This window comes from Providencia sp. PROV236, assembly GCF_033676985.1.
GTDB lineage: Bacteria > Pseudomonadota > Gammaproteobacteria > Enterobacterales > Enterobacteriaceae > Providencia > Providencia manganoxydans.
In genome coordinates, this window is sequence record NZ_CP096297.1 from 1,031,564 (window position 1) to 1,057,038 (window position 25,475).

15 protein-coding genes, 2 tRNA genes and 3 rRNA genes are annotated in these 25,475 nt (G+C 41.6%); 15 read left to right on the top strand and 5 right to left on the bottom strand.

Annotated elements, in window-relative coordinates; translation table 11 throughout:
* The first annotated feature begins 103 nt into the window (after positions 1 to 103).
* The 11 genes from clpB (at position 104) to megL (ending at position 13,283) form a co-directional block, all read left to right on the top strand.
* A complete protein-coding gene (clpB, locus tag M1E96_RS04500; protein ID WP_272580295.1) occupies positions 104 to 2,677 on the top strand; it encodes an ATP-dependent chaperone ClpB in 2,574 nt (857 codons plus the stop codon).
* Positions 2,678 to 3,274: 597 nt separating this feature from the next.
* A 16S ribosomal RNA gene (locus tag M1E96_RS04505) occupies positions 3,275 to 4,813 on the top strand.
* A gap of 85 nt (positions 4,814 to 4,898) precedes the next feature.
* A tRNA-Glu gene (locus tag M1E96_RS04510) sits at positions 4,899 to 4,974 on the top strand.
* A 242-nt stretch (positions 4,975 to 5,216) separates the two neighbouring features.
* Positions 5,217 to 8,118, top strand: a 23S ribosomal RNA gene (locus M1E96_RS04515).
* A 139-nt stretch (positions 8,119 to 8,257) separates the two neighbouring features.
* A 5S ribosomal RNA gene (gene rrf, locus M1E96_RS04520) occupies positions 8,258 to 8,373 on the top strand.
* The 16S, 23S and 5S rRNA genes sit together here with 2 tRNA genes alongside, the layout of an rRNA operon.
* 56 nt (positions 8,374 to 8,429) lie before the next feature.
* Positions 8,430 to 8,506: transfer RNA gene (locus M1E96_RS04525), tRNA-Asp, on the top strand.
* Positions 8,507 to 8,813: 307 nt separating this feature from the next.
* Positions 8,814 to 9,602 carry an endonuclease/exonuclease/phosphatase family protein gene (locus tag M1E96_RS04530; protein WP_337979813.1) on the top strand — a complete coding sequence of 263 codons (789 nt, stop codon included), beginning with the start codon at positions 8,814 to 8,816 and terminating at the stop codon, positions 9,600 to 9,602.
* A gap of 128 nt (positions 9,603 to 9,730) precedes the next feature.
* Complete coding sequence (locus M1E96_RS04535) at positions 9,731 to 10,258, top strand: DUF1287 domain-containing protein (protein WP_369427515.1); 528 nt, start codon at positions 9,731 to 9,733, stop codon at positions 10,256 to 10,258.
* A 229-nt stretch (positions 10,259 to 10,487) separates the two neighbouring features.
* Positions 10,488 to 11,675, top strand: coding sequence for an FAD/NAD(P)-binding oxidoreductase (locus M1E96_RS04540; RefSeq protein ID WP_070926457.1), 1,188 nt, complete (start codon positions 10,488 to 10,490; stop codon positions 11,673 to 11,675).
* A 13-nt stretch (positions 11,676 to 11,688) separates the two neighbouring features.
* On the top strand, positions 11,689 to 12,081 hold the full coding sequence (locus M1E96_RS04545; RefSeq protein ID WP_070926455.1) for a hypothetical protein: 393 nt from the start codon (positions 11,689 to 11,691) through the stop codon (positions 12,079 to 12,081).
* A gap of 17 nt (positions 12,082 to 12,098) precedes the next feature.
* Positions 12,099 to 13,283, top strand: coding sequence for a methionine gamma-lyase (megL, locus tag M1E96_RS04550; RefSeq protein WP_337979814.1), 1,185 nt, complete (start codon positions 12,099 to 12,101; stop codon positions 13,281 to 13,283).
* 93 nt (positions 13,284 to 13,376) lie between these two features.
* Here the strand turns inward: megL and M1E96_RS04555 are convergent, their stop codons facing one another.
* A complete protein-coding gene (locus tag M1E96_RS04555; protein ID WP_369427383.1) occupies positions 13,377 to 14,759 on the bottom strand; it encodes an amino acid permease in 1,383 nt (460 codons plus the stop codon).
* Positions 14,760 to 15,028: 269 nt separating this feature from the next.
* Here M1E96_RS04555 and queE point away from each other — a divergent pair, with 269 nt between their 5' ends.
* The gene (queE, locus tag M1E96_RS04560) at positions 15,029 to 15,700 is read left to right on the top strand and encodes a 7-carboxy-7-deazaguanine synthase QueE (protein WP_349485397.1); all 672 of its coding nucleotides are present in this window, start codon (positions 15,029 to 15,031) and stop codon (positions 15,698 to 15,700) included.
* A gap of 35 nt (positions 15,701 to 15,735) precedes the next feature.
* Here queE and queD read toward each other — a convergent pair whose 3' ends face one another.
* Complete coding sequence (gene queD, locus M1E96_RS04565) at positions 15,736 to 16,098, bottom strand: 6-carboxytetrahydropterin synthase QueD (protein WP_070926449.1); 363 nt, start codon at positions 16,096 to 16,098, stop codon at positions 15,736 to 15,738.
* Between the two features lie 237 nt (positions 16,099 to 16,335).
* Between queD and cysJ the strand changes: the two genes are divergently transcribed.
* The 3 genes from cysJ to M1E96_RS04580 are packed head-to-tail and all read left to right on the top strand — an operon-like array spanning position 16,336 to position 20,602.
* A complete protein-coding gene (gene cysJ / locus M1E96_RS04570; RefSeq protein ID WP_140182938.1) occupies positions 16,336 to 18,141 on the top strand; it encodes an NADPH-dependent assimilatory sulfite reductase flavoprotein subunit in 1,806 nt (601 codons plus the stop codon).
* On the top strand, positions 18,141 to 19,871 hold the full coding sequence (gene cysI, locus M1E96_RS04575) for an assimilatory sulfite reductase (NADPH) hemoprotein subunit (protein WP_140182937.1): 1,731 nt from the start codon (positions 18,141 to 18,143) through the stop codon (positions 19,869 to 19,871). Before cysJ ends, cysI begins: the two co-directional genes overlap by 1 nt.
* Positions 19,868 to 20,602 (top strand): phosphoadenylyl-sulfate reductase, encoded by a 735-nt coding sequence (locus M1E96_RS04580; protein ID WP_272580290.1) that lies wholly within the window; start codon positions 19,868 to 19,870, stop codon positions 20,600 to 20,602. The genes cysI and M1E96_RS04580 overlap by 4 nt, the downstream gene beginning before the upstream one ends.
* A 62-nt stretch (positions 20,603 to 20,664) precedes the next feature.
* Here M1E96_RS04580 and M1E96_RS04585 read toward each other — a convergent pair whose 3' ends face one another.
* Genes M1E96_RS04585 through M1E96_RS04595 form a run of 3 tightly spaced genes read right to left on the bottom strand, consistent with a single transcriptional unit; the run spans position 20,665 to position 25,472 of the window.
* Complete coding sequence (locus M1E96_RS04585; RefSeq protein ID WP_369427384.1) at positions 20,665 to 22,053, bottom strand: carbohydrate porin; 1,389 nt, start codon at positions 22,051 to 22,053, stop codon at positions 20,665 to 20,667.
* 55 nt (positions 22,054 to 22,108) lie between these two features.
* Positions 22,109 to 22,756, bottom strand: coding sequence for a beta-phosphoglucomutase (pgmB, locus tag M1E96_RS04590; protein WP_272580288.1), 648 nt, complete (start codon positions 22,754 to 22,756; stop codon positions 22,109 to 22,111).
* Positions 22,749 to 25,472, bottom strand: coding sequence for a glycoside hydrolase family 65 protein (locus M1E96_RS04595; RefSeq protein WP_272580287.1), 2,724 nt, complete (start codon positions 25,470 to 25,472; stop codon positions 22,749 to 22,751). Before M1E96_RS04595 ends, pgmB begins: the two co-directional genes overlap by 8 nt.
* Positions 25,473 to 25,475 lie beyond the last annotated feature (3 nt).

A 25,475-nucleotide genomic window follows, 5' to 3' on the forward strand; every position in this document is an offset into this window, starting at 1 on the left:
TAACCAATATCACTAAAATAATTAAGATGTAAACTTGAATAAATAGAAATAGACCTCATCTATTCACCAGAAGCAATTTTAATTCCATTTTATTGGAGGTGTTATGCGTCTGGATCGTTTAACTAATAAATTCCAGCAAGCTCTCGCTGACGCCCAGTCATTAGCCCTTGGGCGCGAAAACCAGTTTATTGAACCTATTCATTTATTAAGTGCACTGTTTAATCAGGAGAGTGGCTCAATTCGTCCTCTTTTGACCACAATAGGTGTTAATGCAGTAGAGTTTAAACAAAAAATTGAAGAGGCTCTTGCCCGCCTACCACAGGTACAAGGTATTGCTGGTGATGTTCAGCCATCAAGTGATTTGATCCGTCACTTAAATTTATGTGATCAACTAGCACAAAAAAATGGAGATGAATTTATCTCCTCTGAATTATTTCTTGTTGCTGCTTTAGAAGCGAATACATCCCTCGCAGATATGCTTAAAGCGGCTGGTGTAAATAAAGCTAACTTAAATAAGGCAATAGAACAGATGCGTGGTGGAGAAAAAGTGAATGACCAAAGCGCTGAAGACCAGCGCCAAGCCTTAAAGAAATTTACAGTTGATTTAACTGAGCGTGCAGAGCAAGGCAAATTAGACCCAGTGATAGGGCGTGATGAAGAGATCCGCCGTACAATTCAAGTATTACAGCGTCGTACAAAAAACAACCCTGTATTGATAGGTGAACCGGGTGTAGGTAAAACCGCTATCGTTGAGGGTTTAGCGCAGCGTATTGTTAATGGTGAAGTCCCTGAAGGACTAAAAAATAAACGCGTTTTATCTCTCGATATGGGCGCGTTAATTGCAGGTGCAAAATTCCGTGGGGAATTTGAAGAGCGTTTAAAAGGTGTATTGAATGACCTTGCTAAACAAGAAGGTAATGTCATTCTGTTTATTGATGAGTTACATACCATGGTCGGCGCGGGTAAAGCTGATGGAGCTATGGACGCAGGGAATATGTTGAAGCCTGCGTTAGCTCGTGGTGAATTACACTGCGTGGGTGCAACCACTTTAGACGAGTATCGTCAATATATTGAAAAGGATCCGGCTTTAGAACGTCGTTTCCAAAAGGTATATGTGGCTGAGCCTAGCGTAGAAGATACCATTGCGATTTTACGTGGTCTGAAAGAGCGCTATGAGTTGCACCATCATGTACAAATTACAGATCCAGCGATTGTCGCAGCAGCAACATTATCACATCGATACATTACTGATCGTATGCTGCCAGACAAAGCTATCGACCTGATTGACGAGGCGGGTGCGAGTTTGCGCATGCAAATGGATTCTAAGCCTGAATCCCTTGACCGTTTAGAGCGTCGTATTATTCAGCTCAAACTGGAGCAGCAGGCACTGAAAAAAGAGTCCGATGACGCAAGTAAAAAACGCCTTGATATGCTTGAAGAAGAGTTAGCAGAAAAAGAGCGTGAATATTCTTCATTAGAAGAAGAATGGAAAGCAGAAAAAGCTTCATTAACAGGTACTCAGCATATTAAAGCTGAATTAGAAAATGTACGCCACGAAATGGATAAGGCGCGTCGTAGTGGTGATTTAGCCAAGATGTCTGAGCTACAGTACGGCCGTATCCCTGAGTTGGAAAAGCAATTAGAAGCCGCGACAAAAGCAGAAGGTAAGAGCATGAAACTTCTGCGTAACAAAGTGACAGACGTTGAAATTGCAGAAATTCTCGCTCGCTGGACGGGTATACCGGTTTCTCGTATGTTGGAAAGTGAAAGAGAAAAATTGTTACGTATGGAGCAGAAATTACACCAACGTGTAATTGGCCAAGATGAAGCTGTGGTTGCTGTGTCTAATGCTATCCGCCGTAGTCGCGCTGGTTTGTCAGATCCTAATCGCCCAATTGGTTCATTTATGTTCTTAGGGCCAACAGGGGTTGGTAAAACAGAACTGTGTAAAGCACTGGCAAACTTTATGTTTGATAGTGATGATGCGATGGTTCGTATTGATATGTCTGAATTTATGGAGAAACACGCAGTTTCCCGTTTGGTTGGTGCGCCTCCAGGATATGTGGGATACGAAGAAGGTGGTTATCTGACGGAAGCCGTTCGTCGTCGTCCGTACTCGGTAATATTATTGGATGAGGTGGAAAAAGCCCATCCAGATGTTTTCAATATTCTATTACAAGTATTGGATGATGGTCGTTTGACTGATGGTCAGGGTCGTACGGTCGATTTCCGTAATACCGTTATTATCATGACGTCTAACCTTGGTTCTGATTTGATTCAAGAACGTTTCGGCACCATAGGTTATTCAGAAATGAAAGATATGGTAATGGAAGTTGTAGCACATAGCTTTAGACCAGAGTTTATCAACCGTATCGATGAAGTCGTTGTGTTCCACCCGTTAGGTAAAGAACAAATTACGAATATTGCGAATATCCAATTAGGACGTTTATACAAACGTATGGAAGAGCATGGTTATGATGTGAGTGCAACACCAGCTGCATTGGAAAAAATTGGTGAAGCAGGATTTGATCCAATCTTTGGTGCTCGTCCACTGAAACGTGCTATCCAGCAAGAAATTGAAAACCCGCTGGCGCAAGAGATACTGTCTGGCAAACTTATTCCAGGTAAACCAGTTGTGTTAGATGTTGAAAATGATGAAATCATCGCTAAGCAGTAATCATTTAACTCTAAAGATATAAATATAGAAGGCGGCCTCATGGTCGCCTTTTTTATCACTAATCTTTCTAGATATGGGATTTGAGCATCTAAAAAGACTATTTTAGCTATAAAAATAGCCTTAAAGTATAAAAGTTAATCGGTTGTCATTTTTTTTCAAAAAAACACTTGCTAGAATTTCCTGACTCCCTATAATGCGCCTCCACTGACCGACGATGAGCCGACACGAAATGTGATGGCAAGCCCAAGGGATAACCTAAAAGGCATCACGAAGGCAGCGAGAGATTCTGAAAAGAATAAGTGAAAAAAAGCTTGACTCTCGATGAGGAAAGCGTATTATACGCCACCTCGCGACAACGACCTAAGTGATTAAATCCTAGGAAGTTAATTGATAAAAATTATCAAAATGTCGCAACGCTCTTTAACAATTTATCAGACAATCTGTGTGGGCACTCACAAGACACTATCAAAAAATATTTGATTTTAAAGTCTTGAAGAGTGACTAACACGTTAATTCATATACATATGAACTAATAGGTAATCTGGTTTCTTCGGAAATCAGGCGACAGTAAAGCATTCTTTGAGCATCAAACACTTTTAATTGAAGAGTTTGATCATGGCTCAGATTGAACGCTGGCGGCAGGCCTAACACATGCAAGTCGAGCGGTAACAGGAGAAGCTTGCTTCTCGCTGACGAGCGGCGGACGGGTGAGTAATGTATGGGGATCTGCCCGATAGAGGGGGATAACTACTGGAAACGGTGGCTAATACCGCATAATCTCTTAGGAGCAAAGCAGGGGAACTTCGGTCCTTGCGCTATCGGATGAACCCATATGGGATTAGCTAGTAGGTGGGGTAATGGCTCACCTAGGCGACGATCCCTAGCTGGTCTGAGAGGATGATCAGCCACACTGGGACTGAGACACGGCCCAGACTCCTACGGGAGGCAGCAGTGGGGAATATTGCACAATGGGCGCAAGCCTGATGCAGCCATGCCGCGTGTATGAAGAAGGCCCTAGGGTTGTAAAGTACTTTCAGTCGGGAGGAAGGCGTTGATGCTAATATCATCAACGATTGACGTTACCGACAGAAGAAGCACCGGCTAACTCCGTGCCAGCAGCCGCGGTAATACGGAGGGTGCAAGCGTTAATCGGAATTACTGGGCGTAAAGCGCACGCAGGCGGTTGATTAAGTTAGATGTGAAATCCCCGGGCTTAACCTGGGAATGGCATCTAAGACTGGTCAGCTAGAGTCTTGTAGAGGGGGGTAGAATTCCATGTGTAGCGGTGAAATGCGTAGAGATGTGGAGGAATACCGGTGGCGAAGGCGGCCCCCTGGACAAAGACTGACGCTCAGGTGCGAAAGCGTGGGGAGCAAACAGGATTAGATACCCTGGTAGTCCACGCTGTAAACGATGTCGATTTGGAGGTTGTGCCCTTGAGGCGTGGCTTCCGGAGCTAACGCGTTAAATCGACCGCCTGGGGAGTACGGCCGCAAGGTTAAAACTCAAATGAATTGACGGGGGCCCGCACAAGCGGTGGAGCATGTGGTTTAATTCGATGCAACGCGAAGAACCTTACCTACTCTTGACATCCAGAGAACTTAGCAGAATGCTTTGGTGCCTTCGGGAACTCTGAGACAGGTGCTGCATGGCTGTCGTCAGCTCGTGTTGTGAAATGTTGGGTTAAGTCCCGCAACGAGCGCAACCCTTATCCTTTGTTGCCAGCGATTCGGTCGGGAACTCAAAGGAGACTGCCGGTGATAAACCGGAGGAAGGTGGGGATGACGTCAAGTCATCATGGCCCTTACGAGTAGGGCTACACACGTGCTACAATGGCGTATACAAAGAGAAGCGACCTCGCGAGAGCAAGCGGAACTCATAAAGTACGTCGTAGTCCGGATTGGAGTCTGCAACTCGACTCCATGAAGTCGGAATCGCTAGTAATCGTAGATCAGAATGCTACGGTGAATACGTTCCCGGGCCTTGTACACACCGCCCGTCACACCATGGGAGTGGGTTGCAAAAGAAGTAGGTAGCTTAACCTTCGGGAGGGCGCTTACCACTTTGTGATTCATGACTGGGGTGAAGTCGTAACAAGGTAACCGTAGGGGAACCTGCGGTTGGATCACCTCCTTACCATTGAAGTGTTTTTGTGAAGTGCTCACACAGATTGTCTGATAGAAAGTAGAGCAGCAAGCGCGTCTGCGAAGCAGAGACTGATGTCCCCTTCGTCTAGAGGCCTAGGACACCGCCCTTTCACGGCGGTAACAGGGGTTCGAATCCCCTAGGGGACGCCAATGCGCCGGTCATCGAGTGAAAGGCGATACCCCAATAATGATTAAGCCCATTACAGTGTAGTGGGTTTAACAATTATGCTCTTTAACAATCTGGAACAAGCTGAAAATTGAAAACAACGCACATTGTTTATCGCTTAAACAATGTGAGAGTCTCTCAAAAATCTCAACTTGAAGATGTCGTCAACAGACAGAAACCGTCGGGTTTCATGTCGACTGACAAAAAAGACACCTTCGGGTTGTGAGGTTAAGCGACTAAGCGTACACGGTGGATGCCTAGGCAATCAGAGGCGATGAAGGACGTGCTAATCTGCGATAAGCGTCGGTAAGGTGATATGAACCGTTATACCCGACGATTTCCGAATGGGGAAACCCAGTGCAATTCGTTGCACTATCGTTTGATGAATACATAGTCAAACGAAGCGAACCGGGGGAACTGAAACATCTCAGTACCCCGAGGAAAAGAAATCAACCGAGATTCCCCTAGTAGCGGCGAGCGAACGGGGAGCAGCCCAGAGTCTTAATCAGCATCAGCATCAGGAGAACGGTCTGGAAAGTCCGGCAGTAAAGGGTGATAGCCCCGTATCCGAAGGTGTTGGTGTTGTGAACTCGACGAGTAGGGCGGGACACGTGTTATCCTGTCTGAATATGGGGGGACCATCCTCCAAGGCTAAATACTCCTGATTGACCGATAGTGAACCAGTACCGTGAGGGAAAGGCGAAAAGAACCCCGGCGAGGGGAGTGAAATAGAACCTGAAACCGTGTACGTACAAGCAGTGGGAGCACCTTCGGGTGTGACTGCGTACCTTTTGTATAATGGGTCAGCGACTTATATTCTGTAGCAAGGTTAACCGTATAGGGGAGCCGTAGGGAAACCGAGTCTTAACTGGGCGAATGAGTTGCAGGGTATAGACCCGAAACCCGGTGATCTAGCCATGGGCAGGTTGAAGGTTGGGTAACACTAACTGGAGGACCGAACCGACTAATGTTGAAAAATTAGCGGATGACTTGTGGCTGGGGGTGAAAGGCCAATCAAACCGGGAGATAGCTGGTTCTCCCCGAAAGCTATTTAGGTAGCGCCTCGTGAACTCATCTTCGGGGGTAGAGCACTGTTTCGACTAGGGGGTCATCCCGACTTACCAACTCGATGCAAACTACGAATACCGAAGAATGTTATCACGGGAGACACACGGCGGGTGCTAACGTTCGTCGTGAAGAGGGAAACAACCCAGACCGCCAGCTAAGGTCCCAAAGTCATGGTTAAGTGGGAAACGAAGTGGGAAGGCTCAGACAGCCAGGATGTTGGCTTAGAAGCAGCCATCATTTAAAGAAAGCGTAATAGCTCACTGGTCGAGTCGGCCTGCGCGGAAGATGTAACGGGGCTAAACCATGCACCGAAGCTGCGGCAGCGACATTTAGATGTTGTTGGGTAGGGGAGCGTTCTGTAAGCCTGCGAAGGTGTGCTGTGAGGCATGCTGGAGGTATCAGAAGTGCGAATGCTGACATAAGTAACGATAATGCGGGTGAAAAACCCGCACGCCGGAAGACCAAGGGTTCCTGTCCAACGTTAATCGGGGCAGGGTGAGTCGACCCCTAAGGCGAGGCAGAAATGCGTAGTCGATGGGAAACAGGTTAATATTCCTGTACTGGTGATAATTGCGATGGGGGGACGGAGAAGGCTAGGCTATCCGGGCGACGGTTGTCCCGGTTTAAGGATGTAGGCAGGTGAATTAGGCAAATCCGGTTCACTATGCTGAGGTCTGATGACGAGTCACTACGGTGATGAAGTAGCTCATGCCCCGCTTCCAGGAAAAGCCTCTAAGCTCTAGATTATCATTAATCGTACCCCAAACCGACACAGGTGGTCAGGTAGAGAATACTCAGGCGCTTGAGAGAACTCGGGTGAAGGAACTAGGCAAAATGGTGCCGTAACTTCGGGAGAAGGCACGCTGGCGCTAGGTGAAGTGGTTTACCCATGGAGCTGAAGCCAGTCGCAGATACCAGCTGGCTGCAACTGTTTATTAAAAACACAGCACTGTGCAAACACGAAAGTGGACGTATACGGTGTGACGCCTGCCCGGTGCTGGAAGGTTAATTGATGGGGTTATCCGTAAGGAGAAGCTCTTGATCGAAGCCCCAGTAAACGGCGGCCGTAACTATAACGGTCCTAAGGTAGCGAAATTCCTTGTCGGGTAAGTTCCGACCTGCACGAATGGCGTAATGATGGCCAGGCTGTCTCCACCCGAGACTCAGTGAAATTGAACTCGCTGTGAAGATGCAGTGTACCCGCGGCAAGACGGAAAGACCCCGTGAACCTTTACTATAGCTTGACACTGAACATTGAGCCTTGATGTGTAGGATAGGTGGGAGGCTTTGAAGTGTGGACGCCAGTCTGCATGGAGCCAACCTTGAAATACCACCCTTTAATGTTTGATGTTCTAACGTTGCCCCGTATCCGGGGTGCGGACAGTGTCTGGTGGGTAGTTTGACTGGGGCGGTCTCCTCCCAAAGAGTAACGGAGGAGCACGAAGGTTGGCTAAGCATGGTCGGACATCATGCGGTTAGTGCAAAGGCATAAGCCAGCTTGACTGCGAGAGTGACGGCTCGAGCAGGTACGAAAGTAGGTCTTAGTGATCCGGTGGTTCTGAATGGAAGGGCCATCGCTCAACGGATAAAAGGTACTCCGGGGATAACAGGCTGATACCGCCCAAGAGTTCATATCGACGGCGGTGTTTGGCACCTCGATGTCGGCTCATCACATCCTGGGGCTGAAGTAGGTCCCAAGGGTATGGCTGTTCGCCATTTAAAGTGGTACGCGAGCTGGGTTTAGAACGTCGTGAGACAGTTCGGTCCCTATCTGCCGTGGGCGTTGGAAGATTGAAAGGGGCTGCTCCTAGTACGAGAGGACCGGAGTGGACGCACCACTGGTGTTCGGGTTGTCATGCCAATGGCATTGCCCGGTAGCTAAGTGCGGAAGAGATAACCGCTGAAAGCATCTAAGCGGGAAACTTGCCTTGAGATGAGTCTTCCCTGACTCTTTAAGGGTCCTAAAGGAACGTTTAAGACTAAGACGTTGATAGGCTGGGTGTGTAAGCGTAGCGATACGTTGAGCTAACCAGTACTAATGAACCGTGAGGCTTAACCTGACAACACCGAAGGTGTTTTAGAGAGATTGAGTTGTTTTTGAGTAGTGAGAAGCCGAAAGGTGAAGGACACGCAGCTTGTTTGAGATTGAGGTTCTGGTTTGTGGTGAGATAACTGCAAACGGGAACGAAACAGAATTTGTCTGGCGGCAATAGCGCGGTGGTCCCACCTGACCCCATGCCGAACTCAGCAGTGAAACGCCGTAGCGCCGATGGTAGTGTGGGGTCTCCCCATGTGAGAGTAGGGAACTGCCAGACATTAAATTAAAGACTTATTGCAATGCGATAAGCAGCCGAAAGGTGAAAGAATAAGTGGAGCGGTAGTTCAGTTGGTTAGAATACCTGCCTGTCACGCAGGGGGTCGCGGGTTCGAGTCCCGTCCGTTCCGCCACTTATTAAGCCCCGTGAGATAACTCACGGGGCTTTTTACTATGTAATTTTTACTCTTTGTATTACAACTCATTTATCTAATCTCTATTTATAATTCTTATTAAAATCAAGTTATTGTATCAAAAATGCTATCGGTGATAGTAAACACTACTTATCGTTCATTAATGATGAATGAGTAGTTAATTATCACGCCAACTCTGTATTAACTTCATAAGATATAACATGCCGGCTTTGATATACTACAGGGCAGATAGTTTATGAAATTGCTAAAATGCTTTTAATTTCCAATAATTGTAGGGATCCGAAACGTGGCGAAAAGAACCTATTCAGTAAGATATATTGCAGGTCAGCCCGCTAAACGTATTCAGCCAATGCCTGTGCATATGCTAGGTGATTCATTACCCGTAGGTTTGCCTTTGTTTGCTGCGGGGGAAACCTTAGATGTTGTCACTTGGAATATTTATAAACAACAGCGCTCTAACTGGAAAGCAGTACTTAATGAGCTGGTTAAGGATAAAAAGCTTATCCTATTGCAAGAGGCTCAAATGTCACCTGAATTGATTTCTTTTGCAGCATCACACCAACTTATCGCTGATCAGGTTCCTGCTTTACCTTTTTCACCACACCCTGCTGGGGTTATGACATTAGCTACTTCACACCCTATTTATTGTTGCCCTCTGCGAGAAAAAGAACCTTTATTACGGCTAGTTAAATCTGCATTGATCACTGTTTACCCTTTACCTAATGGAAAGCACCTTATGGTAGCGAATGTACATGCCATTAATTTTAGCTTTGGTGTGGATGTTTACATTAGGCAATTAAGTAAACTCGGTGAACATATTGCTAAACACGTTGGTCCCGTTCTTTTAGCTGGTGATTTTAATGCATGGAGCCGTCAAAGAGTAAATGTATTGAAACGCTTTGTAAGAAGCGTAGGTTTAAAGGAAGTGAGTTATAATAATGACCAAAGGACTAAAGCATTTGGTAGACCTTTAGATTACTTTTTTTATAAAGGTCTCAAGGTAAAAGATAGTTATGTGATAAACACTGATGCATCAGATCATAATCCGATAATTACACAATTTGATCTGGTATAGAGATATTTAAGATTAGCTAACCTTTTTTGGGTTGCCGCTTTGTCTTACATTTTGATCTGATTCTCAAGATGTTAGAGGGCAATTCAATGCGTGTATTTTTCATTCTCTTGTTTGTATCTAGTTACGTTATGGCAGATAACAATCTACTTCTCGCTAGGCAAGCAGAACAACTTCCTCGAATTGTTATTTACGACCCTTCTTATCGACAAATTAACTATCCAAATGGGGATGTTCCTCAAGGCTATGGAGTTTGCTCTGATGTGGTTATACGAAGCTATCGCAAAATAGGTATCGATTTACAGCAACTTCTACATGAGGATATTAAGAATAATTTTAGCCAATATCCTAGCCAAAAAATATGGGGTTTAAGTAAGCCCGATACAAATATTGACCATCGTCGAGTACCAAATTTAGAAGTTTTCTTTTCACGTAAAGGTATTACTAAACCGATTACATCAAATGCAGAAGATTATTTACCGGGAGATATCGTTTCTTGGCGTTTAGATAATGGGCGTCCACATATTGGGATAGTGACTACACATAGAACGGTAGATAATAAACGGTATTTAATTATGCATAACATTGGATATGGACAAGTATCTGAAGATATATTATTTCGATGGAGTATTGTTGGTCACTACTCATACTTAAAGTAAAAGATAATCAAAAAAAAGACTATTTTATTTTCAGTAAGTGATAAATAATGTGCGTAATTATAATTTTGTTTATTTTAAATTTTTGATATTTTAATTTTCGTAATTAATTTCATTTGTTTTATTAGTATTAATTGTCAAATAAATGCATGGCAAATTATTTAATTTAAGCTATATTTATTCAATCAAGCGTTATTTACTTGAAACTCATTGAAATATAGGCGGCTATAGAATGAAAAATATTATCATCGTTGGTGGTGGAACTGGTGGCACAATGCTAGCAAACACCCTTGCTAGGAAGTTAAATAAAGATATTTTTTCTAAAAAAATAAAAATAACACTAGTTACAGATAACCCCATTCATTATTATAAACCAGCCTTTATGTATGTTGCATTTAACTTATTCTTTAAGGATGAATTAAGTCGCGATCAACAGTCATTATTACGACCAGAAATTAATTTAGTCATAGATAAAATTGATTCTTTTGACTTTAAGAATAAAGAGTTAAGAGGCCATAGTGGTAAAATATTGAATTATGATTATTTGGTTATTGCGACAGGTTGTGTACCTAGACCCGATAGAATCGAAGGATTAAAAGAGATAGGTAATCATTTTTACGCTTATGAGCCTGCACGAAAATTAGCAGATCAATTATCTAAAATAGAAAAAGGACGAATTTTTATCACGGTTTCATTTCCAGAAACGCCTAATGTACCTCATCAATGTGGCATTGCTCCAATGGAAACAACGCTGATGTTGGATGAGTTTTTGCGCAAGCGGCGTGTGAGAGACAATATTGAAATTGTTTATACCTACCCAACCGTCTCCCAGCTATTACGAAATTGTCTTTTCATGCAGCAACCCGTTTGTGAAGCTATCCCTGAAATTTTTGATATGAAGAATATTAAAGCCCAACGTGGGTTTACTTTAAATAAGGTTGATCCTGATAAAAAAATAGCTTATTCAAAAGAAGGTGATGAACAACCTTTTGATATTTTAATTAGTACCCCACCAATTACTGCGGTAGAAGCTGTTATTAATACAGGTTTAAGTGAACACAATAATGGTGAAGGCTGGTTGCCAACTGATCATGAGACTATGCAAGTTTATGGTACAGAAGGTGTTTATGTTATCGGTGATACAGTTGACTTACCAATTAGTAAGGCTGGAGGTAGCTGTCACAATCAAGCATCAATTATAGCGGATAATATTTGTGGTGAATTAACTTATGGGTATCCAGCTGCTATCTATGATGGGCGTGTACAAGCTGTTGCGCAAATGGGATTAAATGCAGGTATGCCATTACAGTATGATTACAAACACGATGTGATACCTACTCCTGCGACGAAAGTGGGAGGACTATTAAGAAATGGTTTTAATAGAGGTATCTATTGGGCCGCTATTCGTGGTTTAGTGTAAAGGGAGATTAATTATGTCAAATGATAATGCACAATCTAAATTAATCGAGTTAATTAACTCTGAATCTGCGGCTCACCTTGCTGATAAATTATCACCTTTATTACAATTAAAACGTTTAGATAATATTGTTGATTTACTTTCTTTGATATCTGATCTCGTTGATATTTTAGATTTGGCTACAGTAGAAAAATTAGCGAATTCATTTGAAGATACGTTATCGCCAGTTTGGGAGCTAAGTACTGCGTATAACATGGCTAAAATGGAATCGGTATATGATGATAAAAAACAAAACTTTCGTTCAGTTTATAGCTTATTGAAGGATCCAAATACATTACGGGGAATAAGTATCCTACTCAGAACATTGCAAATTATGGGTTCAAGGGTACCTCTATCCAATGAAAAGTAATTTTTTAGGAGAGTGGTATGAGCGTAAATAAAACTAATGCTTTCGAAACAAGGATTATACATAGTTTTTATAACCAACAAGAAAATAAAGGTGCATTGGTACCTCCTGTATATCAAACATCTACCTACTCATTTAGTAGTGCAGAAGAAGGGGCTGCTTGCTTCAGTGGAGAAAAAGATGGTTATATTTATACAAGGATCAATAATCCTACTTTAGATTTATTAGAGAAAAGGATTGCAGATTTAGAAGGTGGAGAAGCTGCCATTGTATTTTCATCAGGAATGGGAGCAATAACATCAACCTTTTGGTCCTTAGTAGTTCCTGGTGACGAAATATTAGTGGATATGACAGTTTATGGATGTACTTACTCATTTTTCCATGGTGGTCTTGAGCGGTTTGGTCTTAAAGTACGTCATATTGATATGAGTGACCCAACAAATGTGGCTAATGCAATAACTGAAAATACCCGCGCTATTTTCTTTGAGTCGCCAGCTAACCCTGATATGCGTTTAGTGGACATACAAGCAGTTAGCCAAATAGCTAAATGTAACAATGTGATCGTGATAGTTGATAATACCTACTGTACACCTTACATGCAGCAACCTCTCACTTTAGGAGCAGATATTGCCATTCATTCATTAACAAAATATATGAGTGGTCATGGTGATGTAGTCGCGGGTGCTGTGATTACAACCAAAGAAATCGCCGCGAAAATTAGAATGGTAGGCCTAAAAGATATGACTGGCGCTTGTTTGTCACCACATGATGCTAGTTTAGTGATGAGAGGAATGAAGACCTTACCCGTGCGCTTAGAACGTATTGTGAAGAATGCTCAAATTGTTGCACAATATTTAGAGTCACACCCTAAAATAGCCTCTGTTATTTATCCAGGTTTACCCAGTTTTAAACAATATGAGCTTGCGAAAAAGCAGATGAAACTTGCAGGTGGAATGATTGCCTGTGAAATAAAGGGGGGACTAGAATCAGGTAAGCATTTTTTAAACCGTCTTAATTTGTTCTCTAGAGCTGTTAGTTTAGGAGATTGTGAATCTTTAGCGCAGCACCCTGCCAGTATGACGCATTCAACCTATACGCCTGAAGAGCGCCAATTTTATGGGATCAGTGATGGACTACTTCGATTATCTATTGGTTTGGAAGATGTTAATGATTTGATTGAAGATCTTGAGCAAGCTCTCCAATAATAAGTGGATAAAAAACGCCCCAACGGATTAAATTGGGGCGCAGGCTTTTGATATTAAGTTATTAGTTGAAAATCAAGCAACTGATGTTTCAATTTAATTCTGAGAGGCGTCACCTTTTTGGAACGAGCGCATAATAAAGAAAGTTATTGTCAGTATTACTACCCATACACAGCCAACAATTAAGGCTATCTGAGTATCTTTAAAAAACCCGAGTAATGCGATAACGAACGCCATAAATGCAATGGTGATCGCAGGGCCGATAGGCCAAAATGGCACCGGAAATTTCAATTTTTTAACTTCTTCTTTGCTCATTTTACGGCGCATCGCTACTTGAGACAGTAAGATCATTAACCAAACCCATACCGTTGCAAAGGTAGCAATTGATGCAATAATAACGAAGATCCGCTCAGGTAACAGGTAATTGAGGTAAACACCGAGTAACATAACAACTGACATCACTAAAACAGTGACCCATGGCACACCATTGCGTGTGAGCTTAGTGAAAACTTTAGGTGCCTGTTTATCTTGAGCCATACCATACATCATACGTCCAGCACCAAAAATATCACTGTTAATAGCGGAAACGGCTGCGGTTATCACGACGATATTTAGAATGTTTGCAGCAGAGGAAATGTTTAAGCTAGAAAAAATTTGGACAAATGGGCTACCATTTTGGCCAATTTGGTTCCATGGATAGATACACATCAATATAAATAGTGTTAATCCATAAAATAATAAAATACGAATAGGAACGGCATTGATGGCTTTAGGAATTGTTTTTTCTGGATTTTGAGCTTCACTTGCTGTGATACCAATCACTTCAATACCACCAAAGGCAAACATCACTATAGCTAAAGAGGCTATCACCCCAGCTATACCATTAGGCATAAAACCGCCATGCTCCCAGAGGTTTTGAATACCAACAGCATGATCCGTTTCTTTACCGAATCCATAAAACATAAGAAAGGCACCACCAACAATCATGGCAATGATTGCGGTAACTTTGACGATGGATAACCAAAACTCCATTTCGCCAAAAATTTTCACGTGGCAGAGATTAAGTGCGCCAATAAATAAAACAATGCTGAGTACCCATATCCACTGATCTACATGCGGAAACCAAAAGCCCATGTACATCCCAAATGCAGTAATATCGGCAAGGCAGACAACAAGCATTTCAAAAACATAGTTCCAGCCAGTCAGGAAACCTGCTAATGGCCCCATATAATGGCTAGCGTAGTGAGAGAATGAGCCAGGCACTGGGTGGTGAACTGCCATTTCACCTAAGGCACGCATAACCATAAAAACGGCTGCGCCACCAACCATATAGGCAATAAGAACAGCGGGGCCAGCCGCTTGTATTGCAGAGGCTGAGCCATAAAACAGGCCCGTACCAATAGCGGAGCCAAGCGCCATAAAGCGAATGTGCCGGACACTCAATCCCTTTCTAAGTTGGTTTGTTTTACTACTTTGCATGTTTTTTCCTGTCGTGATCTACCGAATATTGTTTCGGTTTTTTTATCTGATGTACTTCTTCTAATCCAAGCTAGTTACATTACCATAAAGTAGGATAACCAGAGAAAGATATCTACGATATACTTGTCATACTTTAAGTTGAAGGTCTTTGAGTGGCGATGTGCACGTATGCCAGCTACATAATTTTCTATGCAGCTTATTGGCTTAGCTGCAACCTTAATTATTTAGAGTATACAATACACATTATGCTGACAGCGTTAGAGAGTGCGATGAATTACCCAATTAATGAAATTTTTCAAACATTACAAGGTGAAGGTGTGTTCACCGGTGTTCCTGCCATTTTTATTCGTTTACAAGGTTGCCCTGTGGGTTGTAGTTGGTGCGATACCAAACACACGTGGGAAAAAGAAAAGGATAAAGAAGCAACGCTTGGTGATATTGCACTAAAAACTATTGATACAGACAGATGGGCGCTAGCTAACAGTAATGAACTGATTAACCTGATGAATGAAAAAGGTTATACAGCAAAGCATATTGTCATTACCGGTGGGGAGCCATGTATTTATGATTTAGTTCCTTTAACCAGCGAATTAGAAAAACAAGGCTATCAATGCCAAATTGAAACCAGTGGAACTTATCCGATCCAATGCTCTGCTCAAACGTGGGTAACAGTTTCTCCTAAAGTGGGTATGAAGGGGGGGTTACAGGTGCTTACGGATTCAATCAATCGAGCGAATGAAATTAAGCACCCAGTGGCACGTGCAAGAGATATTGATGATTTGGATAGCTTACTCGCAAGGCGTACTGTACTGAATACTCCGATTGTTGCATTACAACCGATTAGTCAAAAAGCTTCAGCAACTAAACTGTGTATTGATACGTGTATTGAGCGTAATTGGCGGCTTTCAATTCAAACACATAAATATTTGCATATTGCTTGATGTGCCGCGATGCTCACGGCATATCAGTCATAGCATTACTCACCGCGGTAAATACAGCCTGCATTACAGGTTTCTTTAACGGTAACAGCGCTTAAGAGTGGCAAGAGGGGTTTGGTTTTATGCCAAATCCAGCTTGCTAGCACTTCACTGGTTGGATTTTCAAGGCCATCAATATCATTCAAATAATAGTGATCAAGCTGATCTAAAATGGGTTTAAAGGCTTGCTTGACGTCACCAAAATCAATAATCCAACCACTTTTTGTGTCAACCTCACCCGTTAGCTCTAATCTAACCATGAAAGAATGGCCATGAAGGCGACCGCATTTATGGCCTTCTGGTACATGAGGTAGCTTGTGAGCGGCTTCAAAATGAAAATCTTTATAGATACTTGTTGTCATAATACACTCCTAATAAATCAAAACGCAGCGTATCCTACTGTAATTTGTCCTTCAAGCTACTTATTTTACCGAATTATCAATAACCGTTTTTATGAGTATGATCTACAAACGAATTTCATTAGGCTTTTTAGCTATTACTTATGGCAATACTTTCTTATCCCATTATTGGAGGGTGTTATAACCTGACAAACTATCGGGGTAGTCATTGATGGTAAGCAACTCTGGGGTTACAGGATAATGACAAATAAACAGCCTCCAATATCGGCATTGCCAATATCAACGGAGCAACTTTCTCGTTTGCAGACAGCGGTTGATGACTTTTCATCACACCAGCTTGCTTGGCTGTCTGGATATTTGTGGGGAATGGTCAATCAAAATACGGTGACAAGTGTACCGACTAGTGCACCTGTCCCACAAAATGAAACGATAACCATCCTTTCTGCTTCACAGACAGGAAATGCACGTCGTTTAGCTGAACAATTAAGAGAACGGTTAATAAGCGAAAAGCTTAATGTAAACTTAGTGAATGCGGGGGAATATAAATTTAAGCAAATCGCTCAAGAAAAAGTATTAGTCATTGTTGCATCAACGCAAGGTGAAGGAGAACCAGCTGAAGAGGCTGTTGCTCTATATAAATATTTGTATTCGAAAAAGGCACCAGCTCTTAATGATACCGCCTATGCTGTTTTTGCACTTGGTGATTCGTCCTATGAAAAATTCTGCCAAGCAGGTAAAGATTTTGATACTCAATTGGCGAAGTTAGGTGCGCAATCATTACTTAATAGAATTGATGCAGACGTAGAATATCAAGCTGAGGCTGAAAGGTGGGTTGAAGAATTAACGCAGTTGCTTAAAGCAAGAGTTCCATCACAAACTGCTAGCCAGTTAATCGCGGCTCAGACTGGTTCGGTTGATGAAATCCATACATCACCTTATACAAAAACCGCACCTCTTACAGCATCCTTGTCTGTAAATCAAAAAATCACAGGCCGTAATTCATTAAAGGATGTTCGTCATATAGAAATTGATTTGGGGGACTCAGGCCTGCGTTATCAGCCGGGGGATGCGCTAGGGGTATGGTTTGATAACGATCCTTTGCTTGTTGATGAGTTAGTACAGCTCTTATGGTTAAAAGGTGATGAAAGTGTTCATGTAGGTGAAAATACTTATACTCTTCGTGAAGCATTGACTCATCATTTAGAGCTCACACAGAACACCCATTTAATTGTTGAAAAATATGCACATCTTTCAAAAGATGATTCATTGTTGGGTTTGATCAGTGATAAACAAGCTATTTTGCATTTTGCGCAAAATACGCCGATCGTGGACATGGTAAGGCATGCAGCGGCGCAACCGACGGCTCAAGAGTTTGTTGATATTTTAAGGCCATTGACTCCAAGGTTATATTCTATCGCCTCTTCACAGGCAGAAACAGAAGATGAAGTTCATGTCACCGTGGGAGTCGTGCGTTATGACATCGATGGTCGTGCGCGTACTGGCGGCGCTTCAGGGTTTTTAGCGGATCGTTTAAAAGAAGGTGATGAGTTACGTGTTTTCATTGAGCACAATGATAACTTTCGCCTTCCCAGTGATACCTCAAAACCTGTGATTATGATTGGCCCTGGTACTGGTATTGCCCCTTTTAGAGCGTTTATGCAGCAACGCGATAATGATCAAGCAACAGGAAAGAATTGGCTATTTTTTGGTAATCCACACTTTGTTGAAGATTTTTTATATCAGGTGGAATGGCAACGTTACGTGAAAGATGGGCTACTCACTCATATTTCACTAGCTTGGTCGCGCGATCAAGCTCAAAAAGTGTATGTGCAAGATAAGCTACGCGAAGAAGGTGAACAGGTATGGCGTTGGATTGAAGAAGGTGCGCATATTTATGTTTGTGGTGATGCTAATCATATGGCACGTGATGTTGAACAGGCTTTACTGGATATCATCAGCCAATACGGAAATATGGATAACGAATCGGCGGATGAATTTTTAAGTGAGCTGCGCGTAGAGCGCCGGTATCAGAGGGATGTCTACTAATGAGCGAAAAAAAATATGGGCCTTTGGTCGTAGAAGGCAAGCTCGCTGATAGTGAGCGGATGAAAAATGACAGTAATTATTTACGCGGAACGATTAAAGAAGATTTAAAAAATGGATTAAGCGGTGGTTTTGAGGGAGATAACTTCTTGCTGATCCGTTTTCATGGCATGTACCAACAGGATGATCGGGATATTAGAGCTGAACGAGCGGAACAAAAGTTAGAACCTCGTCATGCAATGATGCTGCGTTGTCGGCTACCTGGGGGCATTATCACGCCGAAACAGTGGCTTGATATCGATAGATTTGCATCGGAACACACGTTATATGGCAGTGTGCGTATCACTAACCGGCAGACATTTCAGTTTCACGGTATTTTAAAAGGTGACGTGAAGCCTGCTCATCAAATGTTGGCTCATGTCGGTTTAGATGCATTAGCGACAGCGAATGATGTCAACCGTAATGTGTTATGTACATCTAACCCTGTACAGTCAGAATTACATCAACAGGCTTATGAATGGGCTAAAAAAATCTCTGAGCACTTATTACCGAAAACAAGTGCTTATGCAGAGATTTGGCTTGATAAAGAGAAAGTGGTTACGACAGATGAAGAGCCCATTTTAGGTAAAACTTATTTGCCTCGAAAATTTAAGACATCGGTAGTGATCCCACCACTTAATGATGTGGACTTACATGCGAATGACATGAACTTTATCGCAATAGCACAAGATGGTGAGCTGATTGGTTTTAACGTGCTGGTGGGCGGTGGCCTTGCTATGACCCATGGGGATACGGCGACCTTTCCTCGATTAGCTAGCGAGTTTGGGTTTATTGCATTGAAGGACACTTTGGCTATTGCTGAAGCGATAGTGACCACTCAACGTGATTGGGGTAATCGAACTGAACGTAAAAACGCAAAAACCAAATATACCCTTGAACGGGTCGGTGTTGAGGCGTTTAAACAGGAAGTGGAGCGACGTTCAGGGGTCACATTCGGTGATATCCAACCTTATCAATTTACTCATAGAGGGGATCAGATTGGTTGGCTAAAAGGGATAGACGATCGTTGGCATCTCACGTTGTTTATTGAAAATGGTCGTTTAATTGATCTTCCTAATAAACCGTTAAAAACGGGGGTCGCTGAAATAGCCAAGATCCACCAAGGTGACTTCCGTTTAACCGCAAATCAAAACTTAATTATTGCGGGTGTGCCTGAAGAAGAAAAATCACGGATTGAGTCGATTGCGCGTGCACATGGTTTAATCAGTGATGAAATCACTTCACAGCGTGAAAATTCAATGGCCTGTGTTTCTTTTCCGACGTGCCCATTAGCGATGGCAGAAGCGGAACGTTTTTTACCAGAATTTGTTACGCAAGTTGAACAGATCATGTCATCACATGGTGTGGGCCATGAACACATTGTATTACGTGTCACCGGATGCCCAAATGGTTGTGGTCGTGCAATGCTGGCTGAAGTTGGGTTAGTGGGGAAAGCCCTTGATCGATATAACTTACATTTAGGGGGAAATCGTATAGGAACACGCATCCCTCGTATGTACCGAGAAAATATTAGTTCAGCAGAAATTTTATCTATACTTGATACCTTGATAGGCCGTTGGGCAAAAGAGCGTGAGGATCAAGAAGGATTTGGTGATTATTTAATTCGTAGTGATGTTGTGAAACCGGTGCTTAATTCTGCGGTTGATTTCTATGAGGTAAAGGAGGCAGTATGAGTCAGCTTGAACTTACTGAAGTATTAAATTTAGATAAGCAACAGCAAACTGCCTATTTATCTGATTTTAATGCTCAGTTAGAAAAACAGGATGCAATAAAAAGGATTGAATGGGCTCTAGAGCATTTACCCAATCAATTTGTATTATCATCCAGTTTTGGTATACAAGCTGCACTAACGTTGCATATGGTGACACAAGCATTGCCTGATATACCTGTTATTTTAACTGATACTGGGTATCTATTTCCTGAAACTTATCATTTTATTGAACAGTTAACAGAGAAGCTTAATTTAAACTTACAGGTTTATCGGGCTGCAAAATCACCTGCATGGCAGGAAGCTATCTATGGTCAATTATGGGCGCAAGGGCTAGACGGTATAGAACAATATAATCAGCTCAATAAAGTTGAGCCAATGGAGCGCGCTTTGCATGAATTAAATGCACAAAGTTGGTTTTCAGGGCTACGTAGAGAGCAATCGGCAAGTCGCTCCACATTACCTGTGTTGAGTATTGGTCGAGGGATCTTCAAAGTCTTGCCAGTGATTGATTGGAATAATCGTCAAGTACACGAGTATTTGACCAAATATGATTTACCTTATCATCCTCTTTGGGAGCAAGGATACCTATCTGTTGGTGATACTCACACAACTCGTAAATGGGAACCGGGTATGAGTGAAGAAGAAACCCGTTTTTTTGGTTTAAAGCGAGAGTGTGGGCTGCATGAAGGGTAAGTTACTGCAAATAACTTGAGTGGCTGACCAGATAAATCAGCCACTCAATGTTTAATTCAATTTTAGAATAAGTATTTAAATCTGACTCTGGAGCCATAACGATCTTTATCGCTATTTTTCACTTCGATATCTTTACCATCAATTACAGAGTAGTAAGCGCCAATATAAATTTTAAAATTATCCATATCAAGTATGTTTGGTAACTCATATGAAGTATATAAAGTATGAATATCATATTTTCCTGGACCAAAAATGACTTCATTATCAATATCACTATCATAATTTAATGCGTAGGACTTGATATCATTATGAGCGTAAATATAACCTAGCTGTAAACGGCGCCATAAAATATTAGCACCAGTAGTAAAATCTGTTTCATTGCTAGCATCTAAATAAGCCGTACTCCAGTTTACGTCGATACCATTTGTTGGATCATTTTTTAAGCTATTCCAACCTAGAGTTAAACCATATCCATTACGCTTAGATTGGTTTTTAAACTCATCTGTATTTTTATCTTCATAGCCATAAGCATTTTGAATAACATTACTTTCAATAGCGGCGGCTACTTTAAAGTTGTCTTTATTCCAAGCGATCACAGGTCGAACATAGATAACATTTTTCTTATTGATTTGTTTTCGCCCATGGTATTCGCCATCGGTAAAGATACTGGTGCCATCTTCAATTAATAGATTTGTTTCAAAATACCAATTATCGTATTTAGTATTAAACATCATGCTGCCGCCACTATTGCTTCTTCCTCGGCCTTCTTTCATCATATAGATATAGCCAAAGCCATCGCTATAGGTATCATTCGCGGTATTACCTGAATACTCAATAAAGGTATCTTGATTTAATGGGAACATATCGTAGGCTTCATAGCGGCCTAATTTTATTTGCCAACTCTCTTTTTTACCAAAATAGAAATTGGCATCATCTAGACCAATTTGTCCATTAATATTAGCGAGTGGTTGAACGGAAAAGCCTGCGTAGTTGTTATTCTCTAAGGAACGCTCACCATCAAGTCCAATTAGAATACGGCCATTAATTCCCCATTTATCGTAATCACCAAAATCTTTATCTTTTCCTGCCTGAGTATTTACTGAGGTCAATTGTCCTTTTTTACTGGCAATATCAGTATTAAATTCGACATCACCGTAAAGTTTAAGTTTGCCATATTGGTTATTGGTTTCGATTAAATGTGGGGCTTCAGTATGATTTGTTGTGGCTGTTGTATTATTGATTGGTTGATTAATAACTTGACGATTTTGTAATGCTTTTTCTAAATTAGCTGCTTTTTGTTCAGCAAGTTCTGCTCTTTTTTCAGCAGCAAGTGTTCTTTGCTCTAAAAGCGCTAAACGTTGCTCTATTGATAGAGAGCTTGTATTAGCTTCGGTTATAACAGGCATAGCTAATCCTAAGCTAACAGCAGTAGCTAATAGTTTTGTTTTCATTCTTTATTCCTTGTTTATATCTGGATGGAAAACAGAGTTTCCATCCGATAATTTATTATTTGATTAGTGTATGTATGTTTATTTCAGTTAATGAGTACACTTCACGATCAGCTTCATGCAGTGGGCCTTCAGCGATAATACCAATAGCATAAATTCTCGCTTTTTTAAGAGCTTGTATTCCTGCCATTGAATCTTCAAAACCAACACAATACTGAGCAGGCACATCAATGAGCCGCGCTGCTTTTAAAAAGATTTCAGGATCGGGTTTACCTTGTTTTAATGACTGAGGATCAACAATAGATTGAAAATAGTGCTTTATAGCCAATTTTTTCAATATCGTTGGCGCATTTTGGGATGCAGAGGCAATAACACAAGGTATATTGTATTGGTTAGCCTGCTTAATTAAATCTAATACGCCAGGTAAAATATCTTTTGGGCTAATGTTATCGAGTAACTTTAAATAATATTCATTTTTTCTTTCAGAGAGCATATTTTTCTCTTCAATAGTAAATGAATTTTGTTTATTACCATGACGTAAAATTTTATCTAATGACTCTACACGGCTAATTCCTTTTAAGGATTGGTTGAATTGTTCATCAATGTCAATCCCGATTTCGCTAGCCAGCTTTTTCCAAGCTAAATAATGGTAACCGGCGGTATCAACAATAACACCATCAAGATCAAATATGAGTCCTTTAACCATTAGCGTTACCCTCCTTAGAATTTAAGGATAAAGGTGTGTTAGGAACAAGGCTATAGAGGTGGTTATTGATTGATATTGTGCATGCTTTATCACTCATAACGGTAATATTGTTATAAGTTACCTTGATGTGAAACAAAGCACATTGGTGCCTTAATTTAAAACTTAGGCCTTGCCACTGTTTAGGTAACGATGGTGCGATATTAAGAATATCTTGTCGAATATCGACACCAGCGTAAGCCATGATCGTAGTATTTAAAGTCGCAGCCATCACTCCGGTATGTATGCCTTCAGCTGTCGTTCCACCTTGAATATCGTTGTAATCTGAGTACAAAGCATCCTGATAAAGTTGCCACGATAGGTCATGGAGCTGTATTTGTTCGGCTAAATAAGCATGAACAATGCGTGATAAGGTTGACCCATGAGAGGTGCGTTTAAGGTAATAATGTAGATTTTTCTCTGCAAAGCTTTCAGATAATGAGTGGCCCAGAGATTCAATTAAAGATTTCACAGTTGTTTTATCTAAGTTATTAAACAACATGAGTGTGTCGGCTTGTTTAGCGACTTTGAAATCATCTGCTGATTTATTTTCTTTACGTAGGATCCGATCCATTCGATAAATATTGCCATATTTCTGGCGATAACTTTCCCAGTCGAGATCATCTAACGCAAAGTAGCCTGCAAATTGCTCAATAACGTCATCTTGATTTAGCGTGACAGCGAGCTGCGTTTTAATTTGGCAGAGCTTGTCGAGCGTATTTGCAGAAAAACCAAATTCAGATAATTTGTCAGTAAAACGTTTATCGCGATACAGAGTCGTCATCTCATTGAAAAGCCACGCCACCATTAAATTGGTATAGGCATTATCTTTTAGGCCACCTTCTTGAGCATCGGCATATTTTTCATGAAATTCATCGGGACCCATGACGCCACTGATATGAAAACGTTGGTCTTGCTCATCCCACTGACATAGGCCAAGCCAAAATAACGTGATGTCATTGAGCAGCTCTAAGCCATACTCTTTCATAAATGGGTTATCAAGGGTATTACGCCAATATAGCCACACGTTGTAAGCGATGGCTAATGAAACATGGCGTTGGCGACAACTGTGGTCAGGATCCCACTGACCAGATAATGGATTTAAATGCAGAACTTGAGTTTGCTCTGTACCATCGTGACCTGACTGCCATGGGAACATAGCGCCTTGGAAACCAGCGGCCTTCGCTGCGAGTCGGGCAGTTTCTAATCGACGATAGCGATAGAGTAAAAGTTGGCGAGCGGTATCAGGGAAATGCATGATATAAAATGGGAAAATGAAGATCTCATCCCAAAAAATATGCCCTCGATAAGCTTCTCCGTGTAGCCCTCGTGCGGTGACGGAAACATCAAGTTTATTTTTTTCGTTACTAAACGGTGACGCTGATGAAAGTAAATGGTAGGTATGTAGACGTAATAATTTTTGCGTCATTAAATCCCCTGATACTGCAATATCAGCTTCATCCCATAAAGTTTGCCATGCTTGTTTTGTTTCTGCTAACTGGGTTTGCCAAGAGGGAAGTTCCCATTTTGTAATATCTTGCCAATTATCGGGGTAAGCCGTAGATGTGGTTAGCGCGACACTTTTTTCAACAGTATAGGGGGTATTTTTCTGAGCATTGAATATGATACTTTGCTCAACAACTGAGTCAGAAAAATGGCAAATAATGTCTTGTGGTGAAAAGAAATCACCACAAAGAGAGGATGCTAAGCCAATCCCTATTTTTGATTGATGAGTTTGAGCTAACAGATAAGCATTTTGTTGCTTTGCACCACCTTCTAACACACTGTAATGGTTTTGATTTAGGCTACGATATCGTTCTACTCCCGCATTACAAGTGTTCCCTTCTAAGCGAGTGAGAAGGGTCATTTCGCCAGAAAAATTTAACGGAATAAATTGGTAATGTAGGCAGTAATGAGACATATTTGCCATATTGGCAAATTTGAAACAGCGAATATTCAGTTGTTTCCCGTCTGTTGTTTCAATAAGCCAGTCAGAAGATAGGACACCGGTTTTAAAATCTAAATGGCGGGTTAGAGCAAGTGTGGTTACATTATTTGGATGAATGTAGTCGCCATCTCCGATTTTAAGCGAAATAAACTGGCCATTAGGTGCATTAACAAAGTCTTCGTTGACCACTTGGTGATCGTTGACTTGAGAGGTTGCTTGATTATATAGGCCTGCAATATAAGTTGCAGGGTAATAATCATGACTAGCTGTCATCTCCGGTAATGTACCGCGCAGGCCAATATACCCATTTGCCACCGTTAGTAGTGACTCTTGGCAATACTCATCTTTCCCTGACGTTAAACCGGAATACTCAATTGACCAAGTAAGTTCTTTTTCCCGATGAATGAATTTCCTCTCTAAGCTGTTCTGTTGATTTACTTCCCTGATATTTTCAATAATAAATGGCTTATTAAGAGATTCAGTAAATAAATTTGCGACATCAATAGTTTTATTATCTTGTGTTTTTATCACATAAGATTTTTTTCCATCGCCATCGACTGGCCGTTGTATAACGCCACCGTCAATCAATTGAAAGTCGCTATTTATTTTCTTAGCAATATTTAACCAGTCATGATAAGTACTATTTACGGTGTCAAAGGTGTAATCATATTTATTATTATTGTACCCAACAGACACGCTGATATCTGTAAAAGCAATGTATAAGTAATTCATAAT

Bases quoted from the DNA above. Each gene is read 5' to 3' on its own strand.
- clpB (WP_272580295.1), top strand. From the start codon at position 104: ATGCGTCTGGATCGTTTAACTAATAAATTCCAGCAAGCTCTCGCTGAC.
- M1E96_RS04535 (WP_369427515.1), top strand. From the start codon at position 9,731: ATGGCAGATAACAATCTACTTCTCGCTAGGCAAGCAGAACAACTTCCT.
- M1E96_RS04540 (WP_070926457.1), top strand. From the start codon at position 10,488: ATGAAAAATATTATCATCGTTGGTGGTGGAACTGGTGGCACAATGCTA.
- M1E96_RS04545 (WP_070926455.1), top strand. From the start codon at position 11,689: ATGTCAAATGATAATGCACAATCTAAATTAATCGAGTTAATTAACTCT.
- megL (WP_337979814.1), top strand. From the start codon at position 12,099: ATGAGCGTAAATAAAACTAATGCTTTCGAAACAAGGATTATACATAGT.
- M1E96_RS04555 (WP_369427383.1), bottom strand. From the start codon at position 14,759: ATGCAAAGTAGTAAAACAAACCAACTTAGAAAGGGATTGAGTGTCCGG.
- queE (WP_349485397.1), top strand. From the start codon at position 15,029: ATGAATTACCCAATTAATGAAATTTTTCAAACATTACAAGGTGAAGGT.
- queD (WP_070926449.1), bottom strand. From the start codon at position 16,098: ATGACAACAAGTATCTATAAAGATTTTCATTTTGAAGCCGCTCACAAG.
- cysJ (WP_140182938.1), top strand. From the start codon at position 16,336: ATGACAAATAAACAGCCTCCAATATCGGCATTGCCAATATCAACGGAG.
- cysI (WP_140182937.1), top strand. From the start codon at position 18,141: ATGAGCGAAAAAAAATATGGGCCTTTGGTCGTAGAAGGCAAGCTCGCT.
- M1E96_RS04580 (WP_272580290.1), top strand. From the start codon at position 19,868: ATGAGTCAGCTTGAACTTACTGAAGTATTAAATTTAGATAAGCAACAG.
- M1E96_RS04585 (WP_369427384.1), bottom strand. From the start codon at position 22,053: ATGAAAACAAAACTATTAGCTACTGCTGTTAGCTTAGGATTAGCTATG.
- pgmB (WP_272580288.1), bottom strand. From the start codon at position 22,756: ATGGTTAAAGGACTCATATTTGATCTTGATGGTGTTATTGTTGATACC.
- M1E96_RS04595 (WP_272580287.1), bottom strand. From the start codon at position 25,472: ATGAATTACTTATACATTGCTTTTACAGATATCAGCGTGTCTGTTGGG.